This is a genomic window from Penaeicola halotolerans, assembly GCF_016464625.1.
Lineage (GTDB): Bacteria > Bacteroidota > Bacteroidia > Cytophagales > Cyclobacteriaceae > Penaeicola > Penaeicola halotolerans.
In genome coordinates, this window is record NZ_JAEAGO010000001.1 from 687,729 (window position 1) to 711,245 (window position 23,517).

Below are 23,517 nucleotides of genomic sequence, written 5' to 3' on the forward strand. Positions count from 1 at the left end.
ATCCTAGTTTTTATATTGTAGGTCGAAATCAGGTGTAAAACTAAATTCAAATCAATGAGCAAACGAATACTAATACTCTGTGCAAGTATGCTTTTGGTAAGCTTTATGGGCTTAGCACAAAAGCGAGCATTGACACATGCAGACTATGATGGATGGAAATCCCTTGGAGGTCAGACTTTGACCAAAGATGGTAATTACCTCATGTATATGATCAGCCCTCAAGAGGGAGACAATATGGTCACCGTGATGCACACTAGCAAAGATCAAAAATGGGCTTACCCAAGACTAAGTCGTGCGAGCTTTACTTTTGATGACAAATGGCTAGTAGCTACGATCAAGCCAGAAGCAGATACTGTGAGAATGCTTAAGTTAAAGAAAACAAAAGCAGATGGTATGCCTAAGGATTCTCTTTTGATATTGAACTTGGCTAACTGGGAAGCTCAGAAAATAGCGCGTGTAAAGTCTTTCAAAACACCTGAGAAGGGTGGGGACTGGTTAGCTTATCTTTTAGAAAAACCAGTGCCTGAGAAAAAGAAAAAAGATGAGGCAGATTCTACGAAAAAGGAAGAAGCTAAACCAGTAAAAACAGATGGTTCGCAACTAGTGCTTAAAAACCTCAACACGGGTGTTGAGCATAAATTTGAAAGTGTATCAGATTACTATTTTTCTGAGAAAGGAAACATGCTTTACTATGTGAAGGCGACAGAAAATACACTTAAAAATGCGGCAATCATAGCATTTGATACAAAGGCGGGCAAAGCTACTACAGTAGATCAAGGAAAGACAGAATACAAAAGACTAGCAATGAATGAGGCTGGAAATCAATTGGCTTTCTTAGCTACGGCTGATTCTGCTAAAGCTAAAAAGAAATACTATAGCCTACATCACTTCGATGCTAAGTCTGGAAAGACGAATGAGCTGGCTGCTATGAAAACAGCGGGAATTCCTGAGGGATGGATGGTTTCAGACAATGCATCTCCAAGATTTGCCAAAAATGACAATAGAATCTTCTTTGGTACTGCTCCAGACTACAAGACTTATGCTTATGAAGATGACACGACTATTCTCAATGAAGAGCGCGTAAGCTTAGATATCTGGGGATGGAAAGACACAGACATACAACCAATGCAGTTGAGAAATAAAAATAGAGAACTCAACAAGTCTTGGATGGCTGTTTATGATATCAAGAATAAAAAAGTGATTCAAATAGCAGATGAAAAAGTAGAAAACATCAACCTGGATAGAGATGCTGCTTTTGATTTTGCGATAGGATCTGATGACTCTAAATATAGATGGGAGTATAGCTGGAATATCCAAACTGGTGCAGACTACTACATGGTAGATCTCAATACAGGCGCTAAATCTATGATCTTTGAAAATCTCAAAGGTAGACCAGCACTTTCACCTGCAGGTAAGTACCTCTATTGGTTTGATCCTATGGATAGTGCTTGGCATGCTTATGATATCGCTGCTAAGATCAAGCTAAACTTGACCAAAGGGATCGATGCCAACTTCTATCAAGAACTACACGACAGCCCATCATATCCAGGTAGCTATGGCATCACTGGCTGGACTGAAAACGATGAAGCTATCTTGATCAACGACAACTTTGATATTTGGAAAGTAGAGTTGCGCAAGAAAATGGCACCAGTCAATCTAACAAATGGCTTTGGTAGAAAAAATGACATCCGTTTCAGAAGAGTCAATCTTGATAGAGAAGAGCGATTTGTAAGCTTGAAAGACCCTATGTATCTATCTGCTTTTCATCTCTACACCAAGCAAGATGGTTTTTATACCTTAGCCAATGGTCAGCTCAATAAACTGGTCATGGATGATGCTTCTTTCAGCAGTTTGGCTAAAGCTGAAAATGCGGATAAGTGGATCGTAAGAAAGAGTACTTACCAAGACAATGAGCTTTATATGACAGATGCTAAGCTATCTTCTATGAAGAAACTCACAGAGACTAATCCACAACAAAAGGATGTCAATTGGGGTACAGTCGAGCTAGTAGAGTGGGAAGCAATGGACGGCACACCACTTCAAGGTTTACTTTTCAAACCAGAAAACTTTGATCCAAATAAGAAATATCCAATGATGGTTTACTTCTATGAAAGGCTATCTGATGGACTTCATAGCTATCGATCACCAGCACCTAGTGCCTCTACGATCAACATACCATACTTTGTGAGTAACGAATACTTGGTATTTGTACCAGATATCAAATATGAGATTGGTTTTGCTGGTAAAAGTGCCTACGACTGCATCGTGCCAGGCGTGCTGAGCTTGACGAAGCGTCCATATGTAGACAAGGAAAATATGGCTATCCAAGGACAAAGCTGGGGTGGATATCAAGTAGCTTATCTAGTAACTAAGACTAATCTATTCAAAGCAGCTGGAGCAGGCGCACCTGTAGCCAATATGACTTCTGCTTATGGTGGTATTCGTTGGGGAACAGGTATGAGCCGTATGTTCCAGTATGAGCAGACGCAGTCTAGAGTAGGTGGTACACTTTGGGAAAAACCAATGCACTACATCGAAAATTCGCCTTTGTTCTTTATAGATAATGTGACTACTCCTGTACTTATCATGCACAATGACGAAGATGGCGCTGTGCCTTGGTATCAAGGTATCGAGTTTTACATGGCGCTGAGAAGAAATGCTGTGCCTTCTTGGTTGCTAGTTTACAATGGCGAAGATCATAACCTCGTACAGCGTAAAAACAGAAAAGACCTTTCTATTCGTTTGTCACAGTTCTTTGATTACTACCTCAAAGGCGCACCAGCACCTAAGTGGATGATGGAAGGACTTCCAGCAGTAGAAAAGGGCAGAACGCTAAAATATGAATTGATGGAAGAGTAGATGCTCTTGATTTCTAATATAAAAAGCCTTGCTCAGATACATTTGAGCAAGGCTTTTTTTTAAGTCTTATATCTCATTAATCTACTTTTTCCTCTAACTCTCTCAAATCTACTGGTACTACTCTCGAAACACCCTGCTCAATCATAGTGATCCCATAAATGATGTCCGTGCTGGCCATTGTACGTTTATTGTGCGTCACGATGATGAACTGAGACTCATCAGCAAACTTCTGAATGATCTGGTTGAATTTGTCAATGTTAGCATCATCCAAAGGTGCATCTACCTCATCGAATATACAGAATGGGGCTGGTTTGAGTAGATAGATCGCAAAGAGGAGTGAAGTCGCAGTGAGTGTTTTCTCGCCTCCCGATAGTTGATTGATTGTCAAAGGTCTCTTACCCTTTGGCTTAGCGATAATCTCTATGCTCGAGTCAAGTGGCTGACTAGGATCTGTTAGTCTCAAGTCGCAATCATCTTCCTCAGTAAAGAGCGAACGAAACACACGGATGAAGTTTTGTTTGATATTATCAAAAGCTTCTAAGAAAGTAGTTTTTGCTACTTCATCGATCTCAGAGATGGTATTCATCAGAGAGTTTTTGGCTGAGATCAGGTCATCTCGCTGCTGAGAGATGAAGTCATGCCTTTCTTTGATCTCCTCATATGCTTCCATCGCCATAGGGTTGATAGGACCGATTTTTTCGATCTTATCACGCATACTGAGGACTTCCTGCTTGAGGGACTCTTCACTCTCCGTACTATCATCGGCTGCTTGTGCCGGATCATCCATGAGGGCCTCCAGATCTATATTAAACTCAACTGATAGGCGCTCTTTCACAGCACTCAGGTTGAGCTTGGCTTCATTGAGCTTATTTTGCAGTTCCATGATGATCGCATCGATGCCTTCCTTACTCTTTTGGAATTCACGGATTTGTTTTTCTAAAATGTCAATCTCTCCACGAGCGGCATAGTAGTCTTTTTCCACTTCATTTACACCGGCTTCTATGCTTTCCTTTTCATCATAAAGCGCGATCAGCTCATCGTCTTTGACTTCATTATTATCAATGAGGTGCTTAATTTCACTATCCGTCTGCTGTAGTTCAAGTTGAGATTTTTCTATGCGTTCTTTGCTACTTTCGTAAGCACTTTGTTTGTAGGAGATCTCTTGCGTTAGGCTATTGACCTTATTGAGGTGCTGGTGGTATTTGATGTTTTCTTGGTTGAAAGCATTAGACTTCACCGTGAGTTTGTCGCTTTCTTCTTGAAGTCTTTCATTTTGCTCGAACATCTGCTCTTCGAGAGCAGCATATTCCGCTTGCTCATTGGCCAGTCTAGGTTGTAATTCTTCCAACGCTGCAGTGAGCTCCTCGATACGAGTGAGCATATCTTCTCTCTTGTTGGCATTGGAAGTTAGCATATGTGCAAGCTGTTCCTTCTTGGTTTTGACTGACACATAGTCTTGGTTGATCATATTGATCTCTTCCTGAAGCGACTCTATAGCAGGGCGGAAGTTATTTTCTTTGAGCTTAGAAAGTTCAGCTTGTTTTTCCTCTAAGCTAGTTTTGATTTGAGAGATACGTTTATTCAGTTCCTTGATCTCTTTTTCAAGCTTTTCTAGATTTTTAGCGCGGCCGATTCTTTTTCCTTCAAAAAGCCCAACAGATCCACCTGATAAACTAAATTGACGTTTAGTAAACTTACCACTTTGAGTAATAAAGATGCTCTCAGAATCATTAGGGATATCCTTAAAATCCCCAGATACGATGTAAACTTTATCTAAAATAAAGCTGATAAGCTTAGTGTATTTTGATTCAAACTCTATGATCTCGGTAGCTGGGATAGCCTGTTCATACAGTTTAGATGGGCTAGGGTGGAAGCTTTCAAACTTATCTAGGATAAAGAAATTAGCTTTCCCTCTAGCAGCATCACTAAGTAAGTTGACTGCCGTGTAAGCTTGTTCCTGAGTGTCCACTACATAGTAGTTCATGTATGGCTCTAGGAAGTTTTCTACAGTGACACGATACTTCTCCTCAGTAGTGAGGATATCCGAAAGCAAAGGAGCATTCTTAGCCCAATCAGAGTTCTTTTTGAGAAATTTGATTGCCTCAGGAAAGCCTTCGAGGTTTTCCACCAATGACTTAGTGAGGCTAAACTCATTTTGCTTAGCATCAAGTTTACGACTGCTTTGCGTGAGTTCTTCCTTGATGAGATCTATGGTACGATTGACTTCTTCGGTTCTTTGAAGGAGGACAGCCTCTTTTGATTTAAGCTGTTGCAGCGCATCTTCTTTTTCAGCTAGCTGGGCACCTACTTCCTGCATTTTGTCTTCAAATCCCGCCAGGGTCGCTGTCTGCTCACTGTCATCAGAGGTAGTTTTTTCCAACTCCTGCTTGAATGTAGACAATTGAATCTGCTTGATCTCAATGTCTTTTTTGAGTTGATAGACAGTATCTTTTAATCGGTTATAATCTCTATTATTGATATTCACACGCTCTTGAAGGCTCGCATGTTGTTGCTTTTGCTCTTCATATTCAGCTTTTAGCTGGTCGACTAGTGCTTCATTTTCTAAGAGTTGTTTTTCAGCGCTTGCTTTCTCTTGCTCAAGGCTAGAAATACTAAAAGCCGCACGTTCATTACTTTTCTTATCTAGGTCTATTTGTTCTCTGAGTTTAGCAGAGCGATCTTCTAAGAAGCGAAGTCTTTCATTTTTGATCTTCTTTTCACTCTCAAAAGTTCGAATTTTATGTACATGCTCATTGAGCGTTTTCTGTCTGGAGGATAGCAGTTTTTCTTGATTGATCAGTCCAGCCTTAGCTTCTTCAAGTCGCGCCTCAGCATTATCTATTTGGGTAGAAAGCCCTATTTTCTTATCGCTTTCAGCAGTGATCTGTTCATTCAGCGTCAAAAATGAAGCTGTATGTTTTTTGACAGTTTTCTTTGCCAGCGCGATGCTGAGAACTTTATATTGCTCCTTTAGCTGAAAATACTTCTCTGTTTGCTTGGCTTGGCGCTCGAGCGTTTTGAGATTTTTCTCTATCTCAAAAAGAAGGTCTTCCACACGGTCTAAATCCGCATCAGTATCCTCTAGTTTTTTGAGTGTTTCTTTTTTACGTTTTTTAAACTTAGAAATACCTGCCGCTTCTTCGAATAGATCCCTTCTAGAGCCTTCTTTGTCATTGAGCAGCTCATCGATCATCTTGAGCTCTATGATAGCATAGCTATTTGAGGCTATACCTGTATCCATGAAGAGATTGGTGATATCTTTGAGTCTACAAGTGATGCCATTGAGCAAATACTCACTATCTCCAGAGCGGTAGTAGCGTCTAGTGATCGTCACAGTGGTGTATTCTGTAGGAAGGAGATTTTTAGTATTCTCAAAGGTTAAAGAGACCTCTGCAAGATTAGTAGGTTTACGGGTTTTAGTGCCATTGAAGATGATGTTTTCCATCTTCTCCGATCGCAGTGCTCTTGTTTTTTGCTCACCGAGTACCCAGCGGATAGCATCTACTACATTTGACTTACCGCAGCCATTGGGACCTACTATCCCAGTGATGCCCTTGTCAAAGTTGATTACTACTTTGTCTCCAAAGCTTTTAAAACCTTTTATCTCAAGTTTGGTCAGTTGCATGGTACTTCTTTCATCAAAACTATTCTAGCAAAATTAAAATTAATTATTAGATTTGCTAGAGTAGGATTTGGCATTTTGCTCAAGCGAATTTTAAGACACGACTATGGATTTTAACCCAGGAACGATCATTTACATTCTAGCTATGCTAGTGTACTTTATTGTGTCTGCTAATCGCAAAAAGAAAAAGCAACAAGCCAATCAATCTCCAAGATCCCAAGGTCAGCCACAGACCAGTTCTAGAAAGCCTACTTTTGAGGAATTATTAGAAGAAATCACAGGACAGAAATTTCAAAAAGAAGAGGAAGTTTATAAACCAGTCTCACAAAAAGAAGAACCTCCTGTTTTTTCATATGAAGATGAAGTAGATGAAGCGCCTGCTGAGAAATCTTACTTTACTTTTGAAGATCAGTCCTCAGACAAATTTAAGACCCTCGATGAACAAATAGTGATAGACGAGGTCAAAACGACTTCTGATCTATCCGTTAAAAAAACAGGCTTGGATATGGAAGAAGAAAATCACTACGGCAAGCTACTCAACAATCCAGGTTCTCTAAGAGATGCTATCATCCTAAAAGAGATTCTTGACCGCAAACACTTCTAGTCAGTAATCTATTTGATCTAGATTCCTCGTATCTGTATTCAGTTGCGATAATAGATTTTTATCAAAGTTTTAAACTCACTGATAAACAATCTGTTTACGCTTTATCTCCAAACTCAGATCCGATGGAAAATAACAAAACACGCAGGGAATTTCTTCAAAAAGCAGGCTCAACAGCCCTTTTTGCTGCACTAGGTATCAGCTTTTTATCATCTTGTGGAAGCAGCATAGATGATGATGCTACTATGCCAGGTGGCATGCCGAATAATACAACAGGCATCAGAGTAGAAGGAAATATCACCAACCTAGACCTCACTCAGGCTAATCTCTCTAACCTCAAAAATCAAGGTGGCTGGCTACTCATCAGACAATCACAACTGCTAGTTGTCAATGTAGATGGCCAGACGATTCGTGCCTTTACAAGTGTTTGTACGCACAGCGGATGTGACAATGCTTGGGCATATTCTAATAGCCAATTCATCTGCAATTGCCATGGGTCTGTTTTCAGCAATGGCGGTCAGAGACTAAGTGGCCCAGCCAATAGGGATTTACAGGAATTTTCAGTTCAAAGAAACGGAGACAATGTTGTCATTACAAAATAGAATACTCGCCACAGCTCTCTTGATCATCTCCATACTAAGTGTGGATACAGCGAGTGCGCAAAAATATCAAGGAGAAAAAGGTAGCGCGAAGTTCATCTCTGAAGCAGCCCTTAATTCATTTGAAGGGGTGTCTTCTGACCTCAATGGCTTAGTGGATTTGAAATCAAATTTCATAGACTTTTACTTAGATCTTAACACGCTAGAAACTGGTATTTCCCTGAGAGATAAACATATGCGTAAAAACTATCTGGAAACAGATAAATATCCCTTTGCAGAGTTTACAGGAAAATTTCAAACATTAAAGACACCAAGTAATACATGGCAAGAGGTGTTGGTAGTGGGGGAGTTTAAAGTCCATGGAGTGACCAAGCAGCTCAGTATCAAGGGTAGAATGAAGCAGGAGGGACAGGATTTGATTATTGAGGCTGCTTGGAAACTCAAATTGTCAGATTACAATATCGAGATTCCTAGTGTAGTCTTTTATGAACTCAATGATGAGCAAAAGATTGAATTGAAAATGACCCTTAAACCAGCCAAATAATGAGAAAATATTTATTATTGATAGCTATATTGAGTTTACCAATGCTTCTGATGGCGCAACTCGAAAGAAAGAAAGCAAATCCAGATGAAAAGGTGGAGCTCACTTTTGAAGCACCTAGACTGATCAATATTTTCACCGTAGAGCCTTTAGAGAAAAAGGGATTTCATTATTCGATCATGCATACATTTGGCGAGGTCAATGGTGGTTTTCAAACGCTCTTTGGTTTGGATAATGGTGCCAATGTGAGATTTAGTTTCGAATATGGTATCTTAGATAATTGGTCAATTTTTGCTGGTAGATCGAGTTTAGATAGAGTAGTAGACTTAGGTACTAGATACCATCTGATTAGACAAACAGTAGATGGGAGAGTGCCATTGTCAGTTTCTTTTGCAGGTAGTATTGGAGCCAATACCTCCGATTATGATTTTGTGACAGAGGGACCTTATACCTTCACTGATAGATTGAGTTATTCTGCGCAAATGATGATCGCTCGTAAGTTTTCGGATAAACTCAGCTTACAAGTCACTCCTATGTATGCGATATTCAATAGAGTAGGGGCTGAAACACGCATTGCTTCAAATGAGACATTTTACTTCTCAACTGCTGTCATGGGTAGATACAAACTGACACCACGAACGGCACTGACTACACAGTATGTACCAAGTTTCAATGAAGATATCCAATCAAACTTTGCCATAGGCGTAGATTTGGAAACAGGCGGGCACGTATTTCAGTTATACTTCACTACCTCTGAAGCGCTCAATGAACCTTATCTCTTAGCAACTCAAAATGGTGATTTTTTCGCACGTGAGTACAGATTCGGATTCAATATCAATAGGATCTTTTCCTTTGACAGGAAAGCGAAAAGAGCAGCAAAACAGTAAAGTAGAAATAACGAAAAAGGTCTCCATTTGGAGACCTTTTGTCATTTATAGGATCAGCATCGCGTCACCGTAGCAGTAGAAGCGATATTTTTCTTTGATGGCTTCTTTGTAAGCTTTCATCAGTAAATCATGTCCTGCAAATGCCGCTGCCATGACCAAAGGTGTGGAGTTTGGCAAATGGAAATTGGTAATCAATGAATTACTGATTTTAAACTGATGCGGTGGAATAAAGAACTTATCTGTCCAGCCTTCACCAGCTTTAAGCATGTTGTTAGCGGTAATAGAAGTCTCTAGCGTTTTCAAGGTAGAAAGTCCCACAGCGCATACTTTCTTTTTCTCAAGTTTAGAAGCATTGACTTGATCTACCACTTTCTGCTCAATGATGTAAGCTTCAGACTCCATTTTATGCTTACTGAGATCCTCGACTTCGATATCTTTGAAAGTAGCTAAGCCTGTATGGCAAGTCACTTCTCCGATTTGAACACCTACAAGCTCTAACCTTTTCAGCAGGATTTTAGTGAAATGAAGTCCAGCAGAAGGGGCTGCCACAGCACCGACATGTTTTGAGTATACTGTTTGATAGCGCTCTCTGTCAGTCTCAGTAGAAGCTCTGTCTAGATACTCTGGTATGGGCGCATGTCCCAAGTGCTCAAGGGTATTATACAGCTCTTCAAGTGTTCCATCATGGATAAATTTGATCGTTCTACCTCTAGTAGTGGTATTATCTTGAACCTCGGCTACAAGCTCTCCATTACCAAAGTAGAGCTTATTACTCACTCTGATTTTACGTGCTTGAGCAGTGACGATTTCCCAGATTTTATCTTCCGCACGCAACTCTCTGACCAGAAGTACCTCTACATCTTGAGAGTCACCCGTCTTTCTAGCGATCAGACGAGCAGGTCTTACTTTGGTATTGTTTAGTACCAAAGTATCCATATCTGTAAAGATGTCTGGAAGGTCTTTGAACTGCCTATGCTCAATCTCTCCAGTAGCTCTATGAAGTACCATCAGTCTAGCATCATCTCTAGAGGGAAGTGGATCTTTGGCAATTAGTTTTTGAGGAAGGTCAAACTTAAAGTCAGATAGTTTCATTTGTGTTTTTAAAACGGAGAAAAATTTATTTTGCTAAAATAGTGTTTTGAAATAGCCTTTGTCAACTACTATTATTTAATGCACTCTATATCAATCAATTAAATTAGTATTCATCACCAAATCGCTAAAATAGCCAAGGTGATAGCCGCTAAAGCATAGCCCAACTTGAGCATCGTGCCTGTCAAAAATCCTAGAAATGCCCCCAAAGCAGATGGCCAAGCTTGCTCTAAATTTTTTCCACTCATGAGCTCACCGATAAGGGCTCCTATGACTGGTCCAAATATAAATCCAATCGGACCAAAGAATAGACCGACCAATAAGCCTAAAGCACAGCCATAAGTTCCCCAACGACTACCATTCATCTTTCTACTGATTTGTATCGGTAGGGTATAGTCTAAGATTGTCAAAAGCAACATGATGATTCCCATGATCCACAGCGTGGACTCACTTAAATCGTAACGCTCTGTAAAATAAAGCAGTACAAGCGCCAAAAAACTCAAAGGAGGTCCTGGAATCAGTGGGAGCAAAGCCCCCAAAAAACCAATGACTAATAATAGCCATGCACTTACGATAAAAAAATACTCCATGCCGGATCTTTAGATTTTGAGATAAAGGTATCAGAAAATTTAAAATGGAGACAAATTTTAATGGCTTCTTTTCGCCACTTATCAGGGTTTATATGCAATCATCACAAAAGATCACATCATCTCATAAAATAGTGTCGATAGACTTAAACCTTCAGTGACATTTGCAGTCTAAGATGGAGTTTAACAAAAATAAAATCGTGAAAAGAAATCTACTCATTGCAGTTTTTTGGTTGTTTGGTTTAGGGATAGCTACAACAACCGCTCAAAGTCAAACAATCACTGGTACGATCTACGACCAGGGCTCGAAGGAATCACTAGTGGGTGCCAACGTGGCCTTTAGAAATGTCGGAGATAGCTCACTTATCGAGGCTATTTCTACAGATATTGAAGGTAAGTTCAGATTAAAAAAGCCTAGCCAAGGACGTTTCATCTTGGTAGTTACTTTTATAGGTTATACGAAGTATACCAAACTCATAGAAAATACACCTTCGCTAACTACGCTAGGAGATATCTTTATTTCAGAGGATAGCAAACTTCTAGGTGAAGTTCAAGTATCAGCTACTGCGCTTACTGCAGAAGTGAAAGGAGATACTGTAGCATTCAATGCTTCAGCTTTCAAGACAAGACCAGACGCAGATGCAGAGGATCTAGTCAAAAAACTCCCAGGTGTGACTGTAGAAAATGGTCAAGTACAAGCGCGTGGTGAACAAGTCAGACAAGTATTGGTAGATGGTAAGCGTTTCTTTGGAGATGATGCCGCTGCGGCACTTAGAAACTTACCTGCGGATGCCGTGGATCGCGTAGAGATATTTGATCAGCAAAACGATCAATCAAGACTGACTGGTGTAGATGATGGTAACTACAACAGAACCATCAATATCATCACGAGATCAGGGGTGAGCAAGGGTGTATTTGGTAAAGTAGCTGCTGGATATGGTACAGATGACAGATACCAAGCAGGAGCTAGCTTAAACTTCTTCAATGGTGATAAAAGATTGACAGTAACAGGTCTTTCTAACAATATCAACCAATCAAGCTTCTCAGCAGATGATCCACTGCAAAACCAAGGTGGTGGTAGAGGTGGTCGATTCTTCGGTCGTCCAGGTGGCGTACCGCAATCAAACGGTATCACTAGTACCAATTCGATTGGGTTTAACTTTTCTAATATCCTAAGCTCAAAAGCTGATAAAGGCGATATTTCTGGTAGCTACTTTTTTACAAATAGAGAGACAGCTTTGACTAATATCTTAAATAGAGAGACAATTCTTTCTGCCGACAGAAGTCAGCTTTATGATGAAAACTCTATCAATACGAGAGAAAACTTTGAGCATAGATTTGACTTGAGACTAGAGTATAAGATCAATGATAGAAACACATTGATCTGGAGACCAAATGTCAGCATCGGGGATAATGGCTCATTCAGTGATATCTTTAGCCAAAACTCATTGCCAAATGGAGATCTACTGAGTTCATCTGCTAATACAACTGATGCATCTGATAATGACTACAATATCAGAAACAACGTGATCTTTACGCATAGATTTGTAAAGCAAGGAAGAACGATCACAGCGAACATCAATACTACACTTTCTAATACAGAAAGCTTGAGTCAATTGGATGCGTTTAACATCAACTTTACAAACAATTCTCAAGATAGTTTGATCCAGAGAACTACACGTGTGAATGATTTCATGAATTACAATATTGGGTTGAACTACACAGAGCCATTGAGTGAAAAGTCAGTGCTTCAGTTAAACTATGAGTATGGTAATAACCTGACAGATTCAGATCAACTCGTATTTGTAAGAGAAAGTCAAGAAATCGAAGAGACGCTAAATCCAGCTTTGAGTAATACTTTTCAAAGTGCATACTTGACGCAAAGAATGGGTGCTGGCTATAGGTATAACAACGGTAAGTTAAATATCTTCACTAACCTCAACTATCAGTATGCACAGTTGGATAATGAGGCTATTTTCCCTTTTGAAACTGAAAACAACCTCACTTTCAACAACCTGCTACCTAATATCAATGCGCAGTATAAGTTGTCTCAGTTCTCAAACTTGAGATTTAACTACAGAACAAATACTAATCAGCCTTCTGTGACGCAATTACAAAATGTGATTGACAACAGCAACCCACTGAGAATATCTTCTGGTAATCCAAACTTGCAGCAGAGTTACACGCACAGAGTGTTTACAAACATCTCGAACTTCAACATGGCAGAGTCTAGAACAATGTTTGCTTTCTTGACAGGTTCGATCACGAAAAATACGATTGGTAATGCCAGCTATATCGCTCAAGCAGATACCCTGATCAATGGTGAAGTAGAGCTACCTGCTGGTGGTCAGTACACTAGAGCTGAGAATATCGGTGATAGCTACAATGTCAGTGCATTCTTCACTTATGGTAAGCCGATTAAAGGTTTGAAAACTAATATCAACTGGAACTCAAGAATAAGCTACAGTGTGACTCCAGGTCGTATCAATAATATCTTGAATAACAACAAGAATACGACTTTGAGCCAAGGGATATCTTTCACCAGTAATATCTCTGAGCGTCTAGACTTCAACATCGGTACTAATGCCAATTACAATATCGTAAGAAGTTCAGTACAGCAGACGCTCAATGGAAATTTCTACACACAGATCACTACAGGTAGAATCTTCTGGAGCTTCACAGAGAAGTGGTTTATCGGTACTACATTTAGTAATTCACTTTACACTGGTCTAGGAGAAGAGTTTAACCAGTCTATCTGGTTGGTTAATGCTGAATTTGGACGTAAACTCTTCAAAAACAACAGAGGCGAGATCAAAGTATCTGGATTCGATATCTTCAAGCAAAACAATGCGATCAGCAGAACGATCACGGATATCGCGATTGAAGACTCATTCACGACTACACTTCAGCAGTACTTCATGATGACTTTCACTTACAACTTGAGAAGCTTCACAGGCAAAGCTCCTGAGCCAAGAGGTGATGACAGAGGTGGTATGATGTGGAGAAGAGATTAATTTTTGTGTAAACTAAACTAAAGAAGCTGGTGAGAAATCATCAGCTTTTTTTCGTTTTAAGCGGGTTTAGAAGATACTCTAAGCCATTTAATCGGATCTCATACATGGTGTGAAGCCACATGCCAAGCTTACCTTCTGGGAAACCTTTTTGATGATACCAAACTAGATAATACTCAGGAATCTCACAGATTAATTTCCCTTTGTACTTACCAAAAGGCATGCGCTGAGACACTAAGTCTTGTAATATTTGTGCATTCACGGGCTTTAATTTTTATGCTTAAGATATTTTGGGAAATATATTTTTCTCCTAATCATCAACTGATTTTTTAACAAATAGCTGTCTATACATCTATTGTTTCCATTTCAATTCAAAATCTGGCTTAGTATAGTTTTAAATTATATTGAAACGAATTTAACTTTTTTAGTACTAAATCAGTTTATGGACATATAAACATATAAAAAGATGGGCAAGCTTGTCAAGCTGATCACTTTATTTAGTACTTTATTTTTGACTGCCTGTGGATTGTTCGAATACCATCCTAATGAAATTCGCTTTGATGAATCACAAAGAAACCTCAATGCAAAGGCATTTGAAGAAATCAGCGCAACAGACGGAGGCAAGGATACGGTGAGATTTATCCTCATGGGTGATACGCAGCGATTTTATGATCAGCTGGAGGATTTTGTACTTAGTGCTAATCAACAAGAGAATATTGATTTTACAGCCATTGCAGGAGACATTACAGACTTTGGATTGGGCAAAGAGTTCATTTGGATCAATGACATACTGACCAGATTAGACAAACCTTATTTTGCAGTTGTAGGAAATCATGACCTGACAGGCAACGGAAGCAGGGCTTTTAGAGAAATGTTTGGGCCATTGGATGATAGCTTTGTTTTTCGCAACAAGCAATTTGTCATGGTTAATACAAATTCTCGGGAGTACGGATTTGAAGGCATGGTGCCAGACCTTAATTGGCTAGAGGAGAGATTGTCTCTGACGGAAGTAGATCAATCAATCGTTATTTCTCATGTGGCGCCTTTCACAGGTGATTTTGACAGAGAACTAGAGATTCCATATGCCCAAACTTTGGCTGAAAGCAATAAGGTGAGACTATCTCTTCATGGACATTCTCACAATTTTCGTAGCGTAAGTCCCTATGAAGATGATGTGCAATACATCGTAACGAGTACTGTAGGAAAGCGTCAGTATTTAGTGTTTACAGTTTGGGGAGACGATTATTCATTTGAACAAGTTGAATTTTGATGAAAACGCTACTCACTATCATTTTTTCTTTGGTTACTGCTCTAGGACTACAAGCCCAACAAGAAGTCGATTCTGTAATTCGTCTGCCTAGACCTTGGATGCTTCCATCACACTTTAAGGTACAGTTTGCCGGGAGTATGGGATTGATCTCTTCAGGAATAGGCTATGAGATTTTAAAAAACAAAGCAGAGCTAGATATCTATGCGGGTTATACACCTGAGTCTGTAGGTGGAGATTACTTTTTCACATTTACGCCTAAGTTTACTTATAAGCCTTGGCATATAACGCTTAAAAATAATTGGTCAGTTACACCTTTGACTACGGGTGCATTTTTTGTCTTTACCACTGGAAGTGAGTTTAAAACCTACCGACCTGACTACTATCCAAGAGGCTACTACTGGTGGAGTGATGGCATGAGACCAAATATCTTCATAGGAGGGATGCTCCATAAAAAAAGTAAGCGTGAAACTGCCGCTTTTTCTAATATGACTTTATACTACGAATTGGGGTCTAATGACCTGAAAATGACTAGCTATATCCTCAATACACAGTATTTTTCTATCCTAGATGTGCTGCATTTAGGTATAGGCCTCAAATTCAACTTTGAGTGATTGCTTAGCATTATTAAGCTAATTTTGCTTAATTTCAATTTGATCGAAAAGCAAATACTTGCACTAGATCATCTGAATACTATCTATGAAGAATATACTTGAAAAAATAGCTTCTCAGACAGATAAGTTTTTTGTCTCCGATCTTGAGCGTTTGGTCAGTGAGATCAGACCCAAGAGATCCCAAGATATCCAACATGCTGTCAATCAATTGATCAATCTGACAGAATTGCTTAAAAGTAATCCTGATTTGAACCAGAGCTTCAAGCATTTTTTACTGGGATTGGCTCAAGGAAAAAATACCAAAAGGCTCTTCACAGATGCTGGTATTCTTTCCAACGAAGGGTTTTTCAAAGAGACGAGCAATAAAATTTCTCAAGCGATTCTGCCATCGGTCTATCATGACAATGATTTTACGATCATTTTCAATAGAGCTTTTAGCAAGCGATCAGATTATGTTTGGGCTGCGCAGGTGCCTATAGAGATTTGGTCAAATCTCCTACAAGCGATTGGACTGATAGAAACATACCAGTTACCTAGTGATAATAAGTCTTTACTTCAAATTCTCAATAGTATGTTGGTCATCTCGCAGCGCATCACAGCGATGGGACTGGAGCCAGAGATGATCGAGAAGCTACCTGAATTGGAGGAAATGGAGTCGCCTTTTCTCTCCCAAAACCGTGAGATCATAGACTATGTAGAGCATATCACCAAAAATGAGATAGATAGAACTTCGGATCATGCGGACTACAAGCATATTTTGGTCATGCTCACGCAGTGTGAAGAGTACATTCAACATATCAGGAAGAATAGAAATAAGTTTGGCGCCAGTCTCGCACTGACCTACCTGCTACAGCGACTCAATCAAAACATCGTCCGTCTAAGAAGACTGATGGAATTGGTAGTAGACACCAAAGATGAAGTGCCCTTTACCAAAGAGATTGAGTTCTTTCAGATCTTGCTTAGGGCTGAGTGTAAAAAGAATAGTCTCAAAGAACACTTCGAAAGTAACATCAGCTTATTGGCTTTTCAGATCACGGAGCATGCAGGTAAAACTGGCGAACACTACATCACTCGTACACCTAAGGAGTACTTCAGAATGCTACTCTCAGCAATGGGTGGTGGAATGATTGTGGGCTTTCTAACCATCATCAAAGTGATGATCTACTACATGAAGCTAGCGCCATTTGGTGAGGCCTTTCTGTACAGTATGAACTACTCTTTGGGCTTTATAGGGATACACGTATCGCACTCTACATTGGCCACTAAGCAACCTGCCATGACAGCTTCCAAGCTAGCAGGAGCCTTAGATGTCAAAGGGTCTAGAGATCATGATATTTCAAATTTAGCGGACTTTATTGTGAGATTATCGAGGTCTCAGTTTATCGCTTTTGTGGGGAACGTCCTAGTAGCATTCCCAGTAGCTTACTTCATGTCACTCTTGTATTTTTATTTTACAGGTGAGCCTGTAGCAGGGTCAGATAAAGCTTACAAGCTGATCGCTGAATTACATCCTACAGAAAGCTATGCGGTATTTCATGCTGGGATTGCGGGTGTTTATTTATTCTTATCAGGACTCATTTCAGGCTATTATGACAATAAGAGTGTTTACAATAAAATCCCTCAGCGTATCAATAAGCATCCCTTTCTTAGAAGAGTATTTGGAGAAAAAGCGACTAAGCGATTTGGGACTTATATAGAAAACAATCTAGGTAGCCTGGCAGGGAATTTCTTCTTGGGGATTTTCTTGGGTACAACAGGGACTATTGGATTTATTCTAGGCCTTCCGCTAGATATCAGACACATTACATTCTCGAGTGGTAACTTTGGTATTGCCATGGCTTCACTAGGCAGTGCAGTACACTTGTATGACATCATCTCTGCTGTGTTAGGGATCATTGCCATTGGCATTATGAATTTTACAGTGAGCTTTAGCTTGGCTACATTTGTGGCGATCAGGTCACGCAATGTCAACTTTAAAGAAACTAGACAACTTCTCACGCGATTATCCTTCTTGTTTTTCCTCAATCCAGCGCCTTTCTTTTTCCCTCCTAGAGAAAAAGTAGCCGTTGATGTAGAAGGTGAAGGGAAAGTGTAAACCAAAACTTATATTCGTTGTAATATAATCGCGGCCCCGTAGTTCAATGGATAGAATAGAAGTTTCCTAAACTTTTGATACAGGTTCGATTCCTGTCGGGGCTACTACCAACCCGCTAGATCATTTGATTTAGCGGGTTTTTGTTTCAAAGGGATTAATAATAAGTAGGAAATGATGGTTTGATTGAATTAATTTTTATGCTTTACGAAAAATATTTATTGTTTATCAATAAATATTTACTGTTATTTGTGTCATCACTAATCATCAAAACCATGAACAACAAGACATTACTTCAAATCATGAATGTGATCTTTTGGATCATATTTATTGGGCTTTGCATAGAAGCTGGGGCTGGACTTTTCGCCCTTATAGTACACCTTGTAAAGGACGTACAAGAGGCCTCTCAACTTAGCGGTGTTGACTTAAACAGTTCCTTTACAGCGGAGAGGTACGGATACCTTTTTATTGATAGTTTTCAGATCATCATCACAAGTATCAAAGCTTACATTGCTTACTTGGTGATAGAGATCTTTAAACAGTTTAATCTAGAAAAGCCATTTTCGGAGCGATTGACCAAGTTGATTACTAAAATCAGTAGAGAAGCTCTAGTAGCGGGTATTTTGGCCCTGATAGCAGCATCATACAGCAAATACCTCCTCAAGCTAGGAGTAGAGGCACCTTCAAATTGGGGAGCAGCAGAAATCCTTTTCTTCGCTGGGGTGATTTATATCATTGCTTTGGTATTCAAGCGTGGCTCTGAGCTTCAAGCTGAAAATGACTTAACCGTATAGCCATGGCAATCATAGTAAACTTAGATGTGATGATGGCCAAGCGAAAAATGTCCCTGAATGAATTGTCTGAAAAAGTTGATTTGACACTTTCCAATCTTTCTATTCTCAAGACGGGAAAGGCAAAAGCCATTAGATTCAGTACCTTAGAGGCACTCTGCAAAGCTTTAGACTGCCAGCCTGGAGATATATTGGCCTTTGAGGAAGAATAGTCATTGAAATCAGGATAAGTTTGGATCTTAAAGTCCAAACTTCTCCTGATTTCGCTCAAACAAGACGGTCATCAAGCCATCCTTTAAGCCTACATCTGGCACTAGCATACGCTTAGCTTTAGCTGCCTTCATCGCTGTGAGATAAATATTCGAAGCTGGGATGATCACATCAGCACGATCGGGATTGAGCTGCAGGAGATTGATGCGCTCTTCTAGTGAGTATTGAGAAATATGGTCAATGACTTTTTCGATTTTTTCGATGGAGATCACACGTTTACTTTTCTTAGTTGCTCCCATGTCAAAGATCTTATTGATATTACCACCTGTACCGATTGCAGAGATCAAGCCGAGCTTTTTCAACTTCATATTGGTCTGAATCCACTCTTGCATTTTGCCCCAGACCTGTGCATTATTATTTTGAGTAGTCTGTAGCGTCCTCACAGAACCTATTTTGAAAGATTTGCTGGCGATCTTCTCCTTATTGACATACAGGTTGAGCTCCGTACTACCACCACCCACATCGATGTGCAGATAAGTCTTATCATCAATATAGCTCCAGAGAGCCTTATTGATGATAAAAGCTTCCTTTTCCCCGTCTATGATATTGATTTTGAGACCATGCTGAGCGAGCACTTTAGCAGCGATATCACGGCCATTTTTGGATTCTCGCATGGCAGAAGTAGCACAGACCATATAGTCATCCACTTCATAGAGATCGATCATCAGTTTGAAAGCCTGCATCAGTTTGATAAACTTAGCCTCATTGGCTGGACTGATCATTTTATGGTTAAATACATCGTTTCCAAGTCGGAGGGGAAAACGTACATACTCGACACGTTTGAAGTTTATTTGTCCATTAAACTTGGTTACATTGGTGATTTGCAACCTGATAGCGTTTGATCCAATGTCTACTGCGGCTAATTTCAAATTTCTTAGAGTTGATGAATACTGGGTACTATGATCAAAAATAGCAAATTATATGGCTTGATCAAGCTTTTTGTACTTCTTCGATCATCTGCATGATGTGTTTTCTCGCCCCAAATAGATCATCATAGATCGCCTTTATCTGATGATTGGCATCTAGTAGATAAGTGACTCTTTTAGGGACTTTGAGGATCGGAATCAAAGCCTTATAAGCAGCGCAAACATCTCCTGATTTGTCAGAAAGAAGATCAAAAGGAAGTTGATTCGCAGCTTTAAATTCTTCATGAGTCTTGATCGTATCTCTGCTGATGCCCACTATCGGAATATCAAGATTTTTGAAGAAACTAAAGTTGTCTCTAAAATCGCAAGCCTCTTGTGTACAGCCAGGTGTGAAGTCTTTTGGATAAAAATAAATGATACATGCCTGTCCTTTGAAATCTTTCTCTAGTTCAAACTGTTTATTGCCCGTGGCGGGTAATTTAAAATTGGGTGCTTGGGTGCCTATTTTTAATGCCATTTTTTGTTTGTTTAGCTAATGATGAACAAGTAATACATACCTTTGTTTGAATAAATATAAGACGACCTGATGAATCGAAAGAGTATTCAATACATGCTCCTTGCTTCGGTATTTTTTGCATTGATGAACGTTTCGGTCAAATATGTCTCGCACCTGCCAGCAGTTCAGATCATCTTTTTTAGGTCGATCATTACCTTTATCCTGAGCTTGTCATATCTCAAGGCAGCGAAGATCAATCCTCTAGGCAATAATAAGAAATTACTCTTACTCAGAGGTGGAGCGGGGGCAGTTTCGCTGACTTTATATTTCATTACACTACAGGAGATTCCGTTAGCTACCGCAGTGACCATACAGTACCTTTCACCGATCTTCACGACTATCTTGGGGATCTTCATTGTCAAAGAAAAAGTCAAACCGATCCAATGGCTCTTTTTTGCCATGGCATTTGGGGGCGTACTCATCATCGAGGGTTTTGATCCAAGGATGTCGCTTTTCTACCTGTTTTTAGGGATTACCTCAGCATTATTTTCAGGTATTGCTTATAATGTCATCCGAAAGCTAAATACCACAGAAAATCCAATGGTAATTGTCTTTTACTTTCCTTTGGTCACTACACCTTTTGCTTTGATCTATTGTTTGTTTAATTGGGTGCAGCCTGTTGGTTGGGATTGGCTAGTTTTACTATTTGTTGGGGTGATGACGCAATTCGCACAGTTCTTTATGACTAAAGCCTATCAATCGGCTAACTTGTCCAAAATCTCTACAATTAACTATATTGGGATCATCTATGCCCTAGGATTTGGCTTTTTCCTTTTTGGAGAAAGCTTCAATTTCATGACTTACATCGGGATGGCACTCGTGCTCACTGGTGTAGTGCTAAATGTCATTAAAAAATAAAACATGAAAATCACAAAAGACCTCTATCAAGGTTCACTAGCACTACTGACGGACTATTATCAACTGACCATGGCATATGGCTATTGGAAGTCTGGTGCTGCCGAAAAGGAAGGTGTTTTTAACCTTTTCTTTAGAAAAAATCCATTTCAAGGAGGTTATAGTATCGCTGCAGGTCTGGAGTATGTGGTAGATTATCTCAATAATTTCAAGTTTGAGGAAGCTGATCTAGCTTATCTCAGGTCAATCAAAGACAGTTTGGGTAAGCAGCAGTTTGAGGAGGGCTTTTTAGCTTATCTAGCCCAAATGAAATTTAGCTGTGACATTGATGCCATTCCTGAAGGCTCATTGGTTTTCCCTCAGCAGCCAATCCTTCGCGTCAAAGGCTCTTTGATACAATGTCAACTCCTAGAGACACCCTTATTGAATATCATTAATTTCCAGACACTCATCGCTACCAAGGCCTCTAGGATTGCTTTAGCGGCTAAAGGTGATAAAGTTCTAGAGTTTGGGCTACGAAGAGCTCAAGGAATCGATGGTGCCTTAGCAGCGAGCCGTGCAGCTTATATCGGAGGGGTCAATTCTACGAGTAATGTCATGGCAGGCAAACTCTTTGGCATTCCTGTCTCTGGTACGCACGCACATAGTTGGATCATGTCATTCGATACTGAATTGGAAGCATTTGAAGCTTATGCCGCTGCAATGCCTGACAACTGCCTTTTCTTAGTAGATACCTATGATACGATAGAAGGAATCAAAAATGCGATCAAAGTAGGTGAACAGTTACGAGCTAAAGGCAAAGAAATGATTGGCATCCGAATCGATTCTGGGGACTTAGCTTATTTCAGTAATATAGCGAGGACAATGCTCGATCAAGCTGGCTTTACCAATGCCAAGATAGTAGCGAGTAATGACCTAGATGAGCATATCATCACTTCCCTTAAGCTACAAGAGGCCAATATCGATGTCTGGGGTGTAGGCACTAAGCTCGTTACTGCCTATGACCAACCGGCATTAGGAGCTGTGTACAAATTGGCAGCAGTGAAAAAGGCAGATGGCTCTTGGGAGCCACGTGTCAAAGTATCTCAGCAAACGATCAAAGTGAATAATCCAGGCATCCAACAAGTCAGACGCTTTGAAAAGGACGGTAAATATATCGCTGATATGATTTATCAAGAAACAGATCCATTAGCAGAAGAGGTGATGCTCATAGATCCCATGGATCCGCTAAGAAGAAAACAAGTTACGATGAGTGAAGTACAGTTTAAAGACTTGCTAAAGCCTATTTTCAGACAGGGAAAACAAGTGTATGAACTCCCTGATATACAAACGATCAAGAGTCAAACAAGTGCAGAAATAGCCAAACTTGACAAAACGATCAAAAGATTAGTCAATCCGCATATCTATCCTGTAGGTCTAGAGAAATCACTCTATGAATTAAGAACAGAACTTGTACTTAAAATGAAGAAATCAAATGGTATCAAATAAGCCAAAACTCATCTTTAGTACATCTTCCTATGAGTATTTATTGGATGAAGTCGCGCAAACCAATGAGTTCGAAAAGGGGGCACTCGAAATCAAATTCTTTCCCGATGGGGAACGATATCAGCGTATCTTAAGCGATGTTCTTAGCAGAGATGTAGTGGTGATCGGAGGGACGATCAGCGATGAGGCTACTTTAGAACTCTATGATCTAGCTTATGCACTGATCAAGTATGGAGCACAGTCTATCACCATCGTGATGCCATACTTTGGCTACTCTACCATGGAGCGAGCAGTCAAAAGTGGCGAAATCGTAACTGCCAAGTCACGCGCAGGCATGTTCTCAGCTTTGCCCCGAACGAGCTTAGGCAATCACTTTGTTTTCTTTGACCTACATTCTGAAGGATTGCCACACTATTTTGAGGGAGCTGTGCTGACAAGTCATATTTATTGCAAGCCGATCATCATAGCTGCCGCTACAGAGGTGGCTGGAGACAATTTGGTCATGGCTTGTACCGATGCAGGCAGAGCCAAATGGGTGGAGTCCCTTGCTAACGACATGGGAGTCAATGCCGCCTTTGTTTTTAAAAGAAGAATCAGCGGAGAGGAAACTGCAGTAACTTCGATCTCAGCGGATGTAGTAGGTAAGAATGTCGTGATCTATGATGATATGATCCGTACTGGAGGCTCACTCATCGGAGCAGCCAAAGCCTACAAAGAAGCTGGAGCCAAAGATATCTTTACCATTACTACGCATGGACTTTTCAGTAGTGATGGCTGGAGAAAAATCAAAGAGGCTGGTGTGATCTCAAGAATCATCACGACCAACTCTCATCCAAATGCCGCCAAGGCAGCATCAGATTCCGATGGCTTCGTCCAGGTGAGGTCAATAGCGAGTCTTATCAAAGAAAAACTTAAACAGATCTAG

At 40.1% G+C, this 23,517-nt stretch carries 20 protein-coding genes and 1 tRNA gene; 15 read left to right on the forward strand and 6 right to left on the reverse strand.

Features of this window, described 5'->3' with window-relative positions:
- Positions 1 to 54: 54 nt before the first annotated feature.
- Positions 55 to 2,859, forward strand: coding sequence for an alpha/beta hydrolase family protein (locus tag I5349_RS03095; RefSeq protein ID WP_226389264.1), 2,805 nt, complete (start codon positions 55 to 57; stop codon positions 2,857 to 2,859).
- 76 nt (positions 2,860 to 2,935) lie between these two features.
- Here the strand turns inward: I5349_RS03095 and smc are convergent, their stop codons facing one another.
- Entirely contained in the window at positions 2,936 to 6,484 is a 3,549-nt protein-coding gene (smc, locus tag I5349_RS03100) for a chromosome segregation protein SMC (protein WP_226389265.1), read from the reverse strand.
- Positions 6,485 to 6,587: 103 nt separating this feature from the next.
- Between smc and I5349_RS03105 the strand changes: the two genes are divergently transcribed.
- The 4 genes from I5349_RS03105 (at position 6,588) to I5349_RS03120 (ending at position 9,109) form a co-directional block, all read left to right on the forward strand.
- Positions 6,588 to 7,085 (forward strand): hypothetical protein, encoded by a 498-nt coding sequence (locus I5349_RS03105; RefSeq protein WP_226389266.1) that lies wholly within the window; start codon positions 6,588 to 6,590, stop codon positions 7,083 to 7,085.
- 122 nt (positions 7,086 to 7,207) lie between these two features.
- Positions 7,208 to 7,684, forward strand: coding sequence for a QcrA and Rieske domain-containing protein (locus tag I5349_RS03110; RefSeq protein WP_226389267.1), 477 nt, complete (start codon positions 7,208 to 7,210; stop codon positions 7,682 to 7,684).
- Positions 7,665 to 8,225: a YceI family protein gene (locus tag I5349_RS03115; RefSeq protein ID WP_226389268.1), complete on the forward strand. Its 561-nt coding sequence runs from the start codon at positions 7,665 to 7,667 to the stop codon at positions 8,223 to 8,225. The genes I5349_RS03110 and I5349_RS03115 overlap by 20 nt, the downstream gene beginning before the upstream one ends.
- Positions 8,225 to 9,109, forward strand: a complete 885-nt coding sequence (locus tag I5349_RS03120; RefSeq protein WP_226389269.1) for a DUF5777 family beta-barrel protein — start codon at positions 8,225 to 8,227, stop codon at positions 9,107 to 9,109. Before I5349_RS03115 ends, I5349_RS03120 begins: the two co-directional genes overlap by 1 nt.
- A gap of 45 nt (positions 9,110 to 9,154) precedes the next feature.
- Here I5349_RS03120 and queA read toward each other — a convergent pair whose 3' ends face one another.
- Together queA and I5349_RS03130 are read right to left on the reverse strand one after the other, a co-directional pair.
- Positions 9,155 to 10,201: a tRNA preQ1(34) S-adenosylmethionine ribosyltransferase-isomerase QueA gene (queA, locus tag I5349_RS03125; RefSeq protein ID WP_226389270.1), complete on the reverse strand. Its 1,047-nt coding sequence runs from the start codon at positions 10,199 to 10,201 to the stop codon at positions 9,155 to 9,157.
- 113 nt (positions 10,202 to 10,314) lie between these two features.
- A complete protein-coding gene (locus I5349_RS03130) occupies positions 10,315 to 10,788 on the reverse strand; it encodes a DUF456 domain-containing protein (RefSeq protein ID WP_226389271.1) in 474 nt (157 codons plus the stop codon).
- A 197-nt stretch (positions 10,789 to 10,985) separates the two neighbouring features.
- Between I5349_RS03130 and I5349_RS03135 the strand changes: the two genes are divergently transcribed.
- Positions 10,986 to 13,799: an outer membrane beta-barrel protein gene (locus tag I5349_RS03135; protein ID WP_226389272.1), complete on the forward strand. Its 2,814-nt coding sequence runs from the start codon at positions 10,986 to 10,988 to the stop codon at positions 13,797 to 13,799.
- 40 nt (positions 13,800 to 13,839) lie between these two features.
- Here the strand turns inward: I5349_RS03135 and I5349_RS03140 are convergent, their stop codons facing one another.
- Entirely contained in the window at positions 13,840 to 14,058 is a 219-nt protein-coding gene (locus I5349_RS03140) for a DUF3820 family protein (protein WP_226389273.1), read from the reverse strand.
- 204 nt (positions 14,059 to 14,262) lie between these two features.
- Here I5349_RS03140 and I5349_RS03145 point away from each other — a divergent pair, with 204 nt between their 5' ends.
- From I5349_RS03145 to I5349_RS03170, 6 genes are all read left to right on the forward strand, one after another.
- Positions 14,263 to 15,066 (forward strand): metallophosphoesterase family protein, encoded by an 804-nt coding sequence (locus tag I5349_RS03145; RefSeq protein WP_226389274.1) that lies wholly within the window; start codon positions 14,263 to 14,265, stop codon positions 15,064 to 15,066.
- Complete coding sequence (locus I5349_RS03150; protein ID WP_226389275.1) at positions 15,066 to 15,677, forward strand: hypothetical protein; 612 nt, start codon at positions 15,066 to 15,068, stop codon at positions 15,675 to 15,677. The genes I5349_RS03145 and I5349_RS03150 overlap by 1 nt, the downstream gene beginning before the upstream one ends.
- 85 nt (positions 15,678 to 15,762) lie before the next feature.
- Entirely contained in the window at positions 15,763 to 17,772 is a 2,010-nt protein-coding gene (locus tag I5349_RS03155) for a site-specific recombinase (protein ID WP_226389276.1), read from the forward strand.
- Between the two features lie 32 nt (positions 17,773 to 17,804).
- Positions 17,805 to 17,876, forward strand: a tRNA-Arg gene (locus I5349_RS03160).
- 168 nt (positions 17,877 to 18,044) lie between these two features.
- Positions 18,045 to 18,563 (forward strand): DUF2975 domain-containing protein, encoded by a 519-nt coding sequence (locus tag I5349_RS03165; protein ID WP_226389277.1) that lies wholly within the window; start codon positions 18,045 to 18,047, stop codon positions 18,561 to 18,563.
- A gap of 2 nt (positions 18,564 to 18,565) precedes the next feature.
- Positions 18,566 to 18,772, forward strand: coding sequence for a helix-turn-helix domain-containing protein (locus I5349_RS03170; protein WP_226389278.1), 207 nt, complete (start codon positions 18,566 to 18,568; stop codon positions 18,770 to 18,772).
- Between the two features lie 27 nt (positions 18,773 to 18,799).
- On the opposite strand, the gene I5349_RS03175 is transcribed toward I5349_RS03170, so the two are convergent.
- Both I5349_RS03175 and I5349_RS03180 read right to left on the reverse strand, forming a co-directional pair.
- Positions 18,800 to 19,699, reverse strand: a complete 900-nt coding sequence (locus I5349_RS03175; protein ID WP_226389279.1) for a Ppx/GppA phosphatase family protein — start codon at positions 19,697 to 19,699, stop codon at positions 18,800 to 18,802.
- A 61-nt stretch (positions 19,700 to 19,760) separates the two neighbouring features.
- A complete protein-coding gene (locus I5349_RS03180; RefSeq protein WP_226389280.1) occupies positions 19,761 to 20,213 on the reverse strand; it encodes a peroxiredoxin in 453 nt (150 codons plus the stop codon).
- A gap of 69 nt (positions 20,214 to 20,282) precedes the next feature.
- Between I5349_RS03180 and I5349_RS03185 the strand changes: the two genes are divergently transcribed.
- The 3 genes from I5349_RS03185 to I5349_RS03195 are packed head-to-tail and all read left to right on the forward strand — an operon-like array spanning position 20,283 to position 23,517.
- Positions 20,283 to 21,110 carry a DMT family transporter gene (locus tag I5349_RS03185; protein ID WP_226389281.1) on the forward strand — a complete coding sequence of 276 codons (828 nt, stop codon included), beginning with the start codon at positions 20,283 to 20,285 and terminating at the stop codon, positions 21,108 to 21,110.
- A gap of 3 nt (positions 21,111 to 21,113) precedes the next feature.
- Positions 21,114 to 22,595 (forward strand): nicotinate phosphoribosyltransferase, encoded by a 1,482-nt coding sequence (locus tag I5349_RS03190; protein ID WP_226389282.1) that lies wholly within the window; start codon positions 21,114 to 21,116, stop codon positions 22,593 to 22,595.
- Positions 22,582 to 23,517 carry a ribose-phosphate diphosphokinase gene (locus I5349_RS03195; protein WP_226389283.1) on the forward strand — a complete coding sequence of 312 codons (936 nt, stop codon included), beginning with the start codon at positions 22,582 to 22,584 and terminating at the stop codon, positions 23,515 to 23,517. The genes I5349_RS03190 and I5349_RS03195 overlap by 14 nt, the downstream gene beginning before the upstream one ends.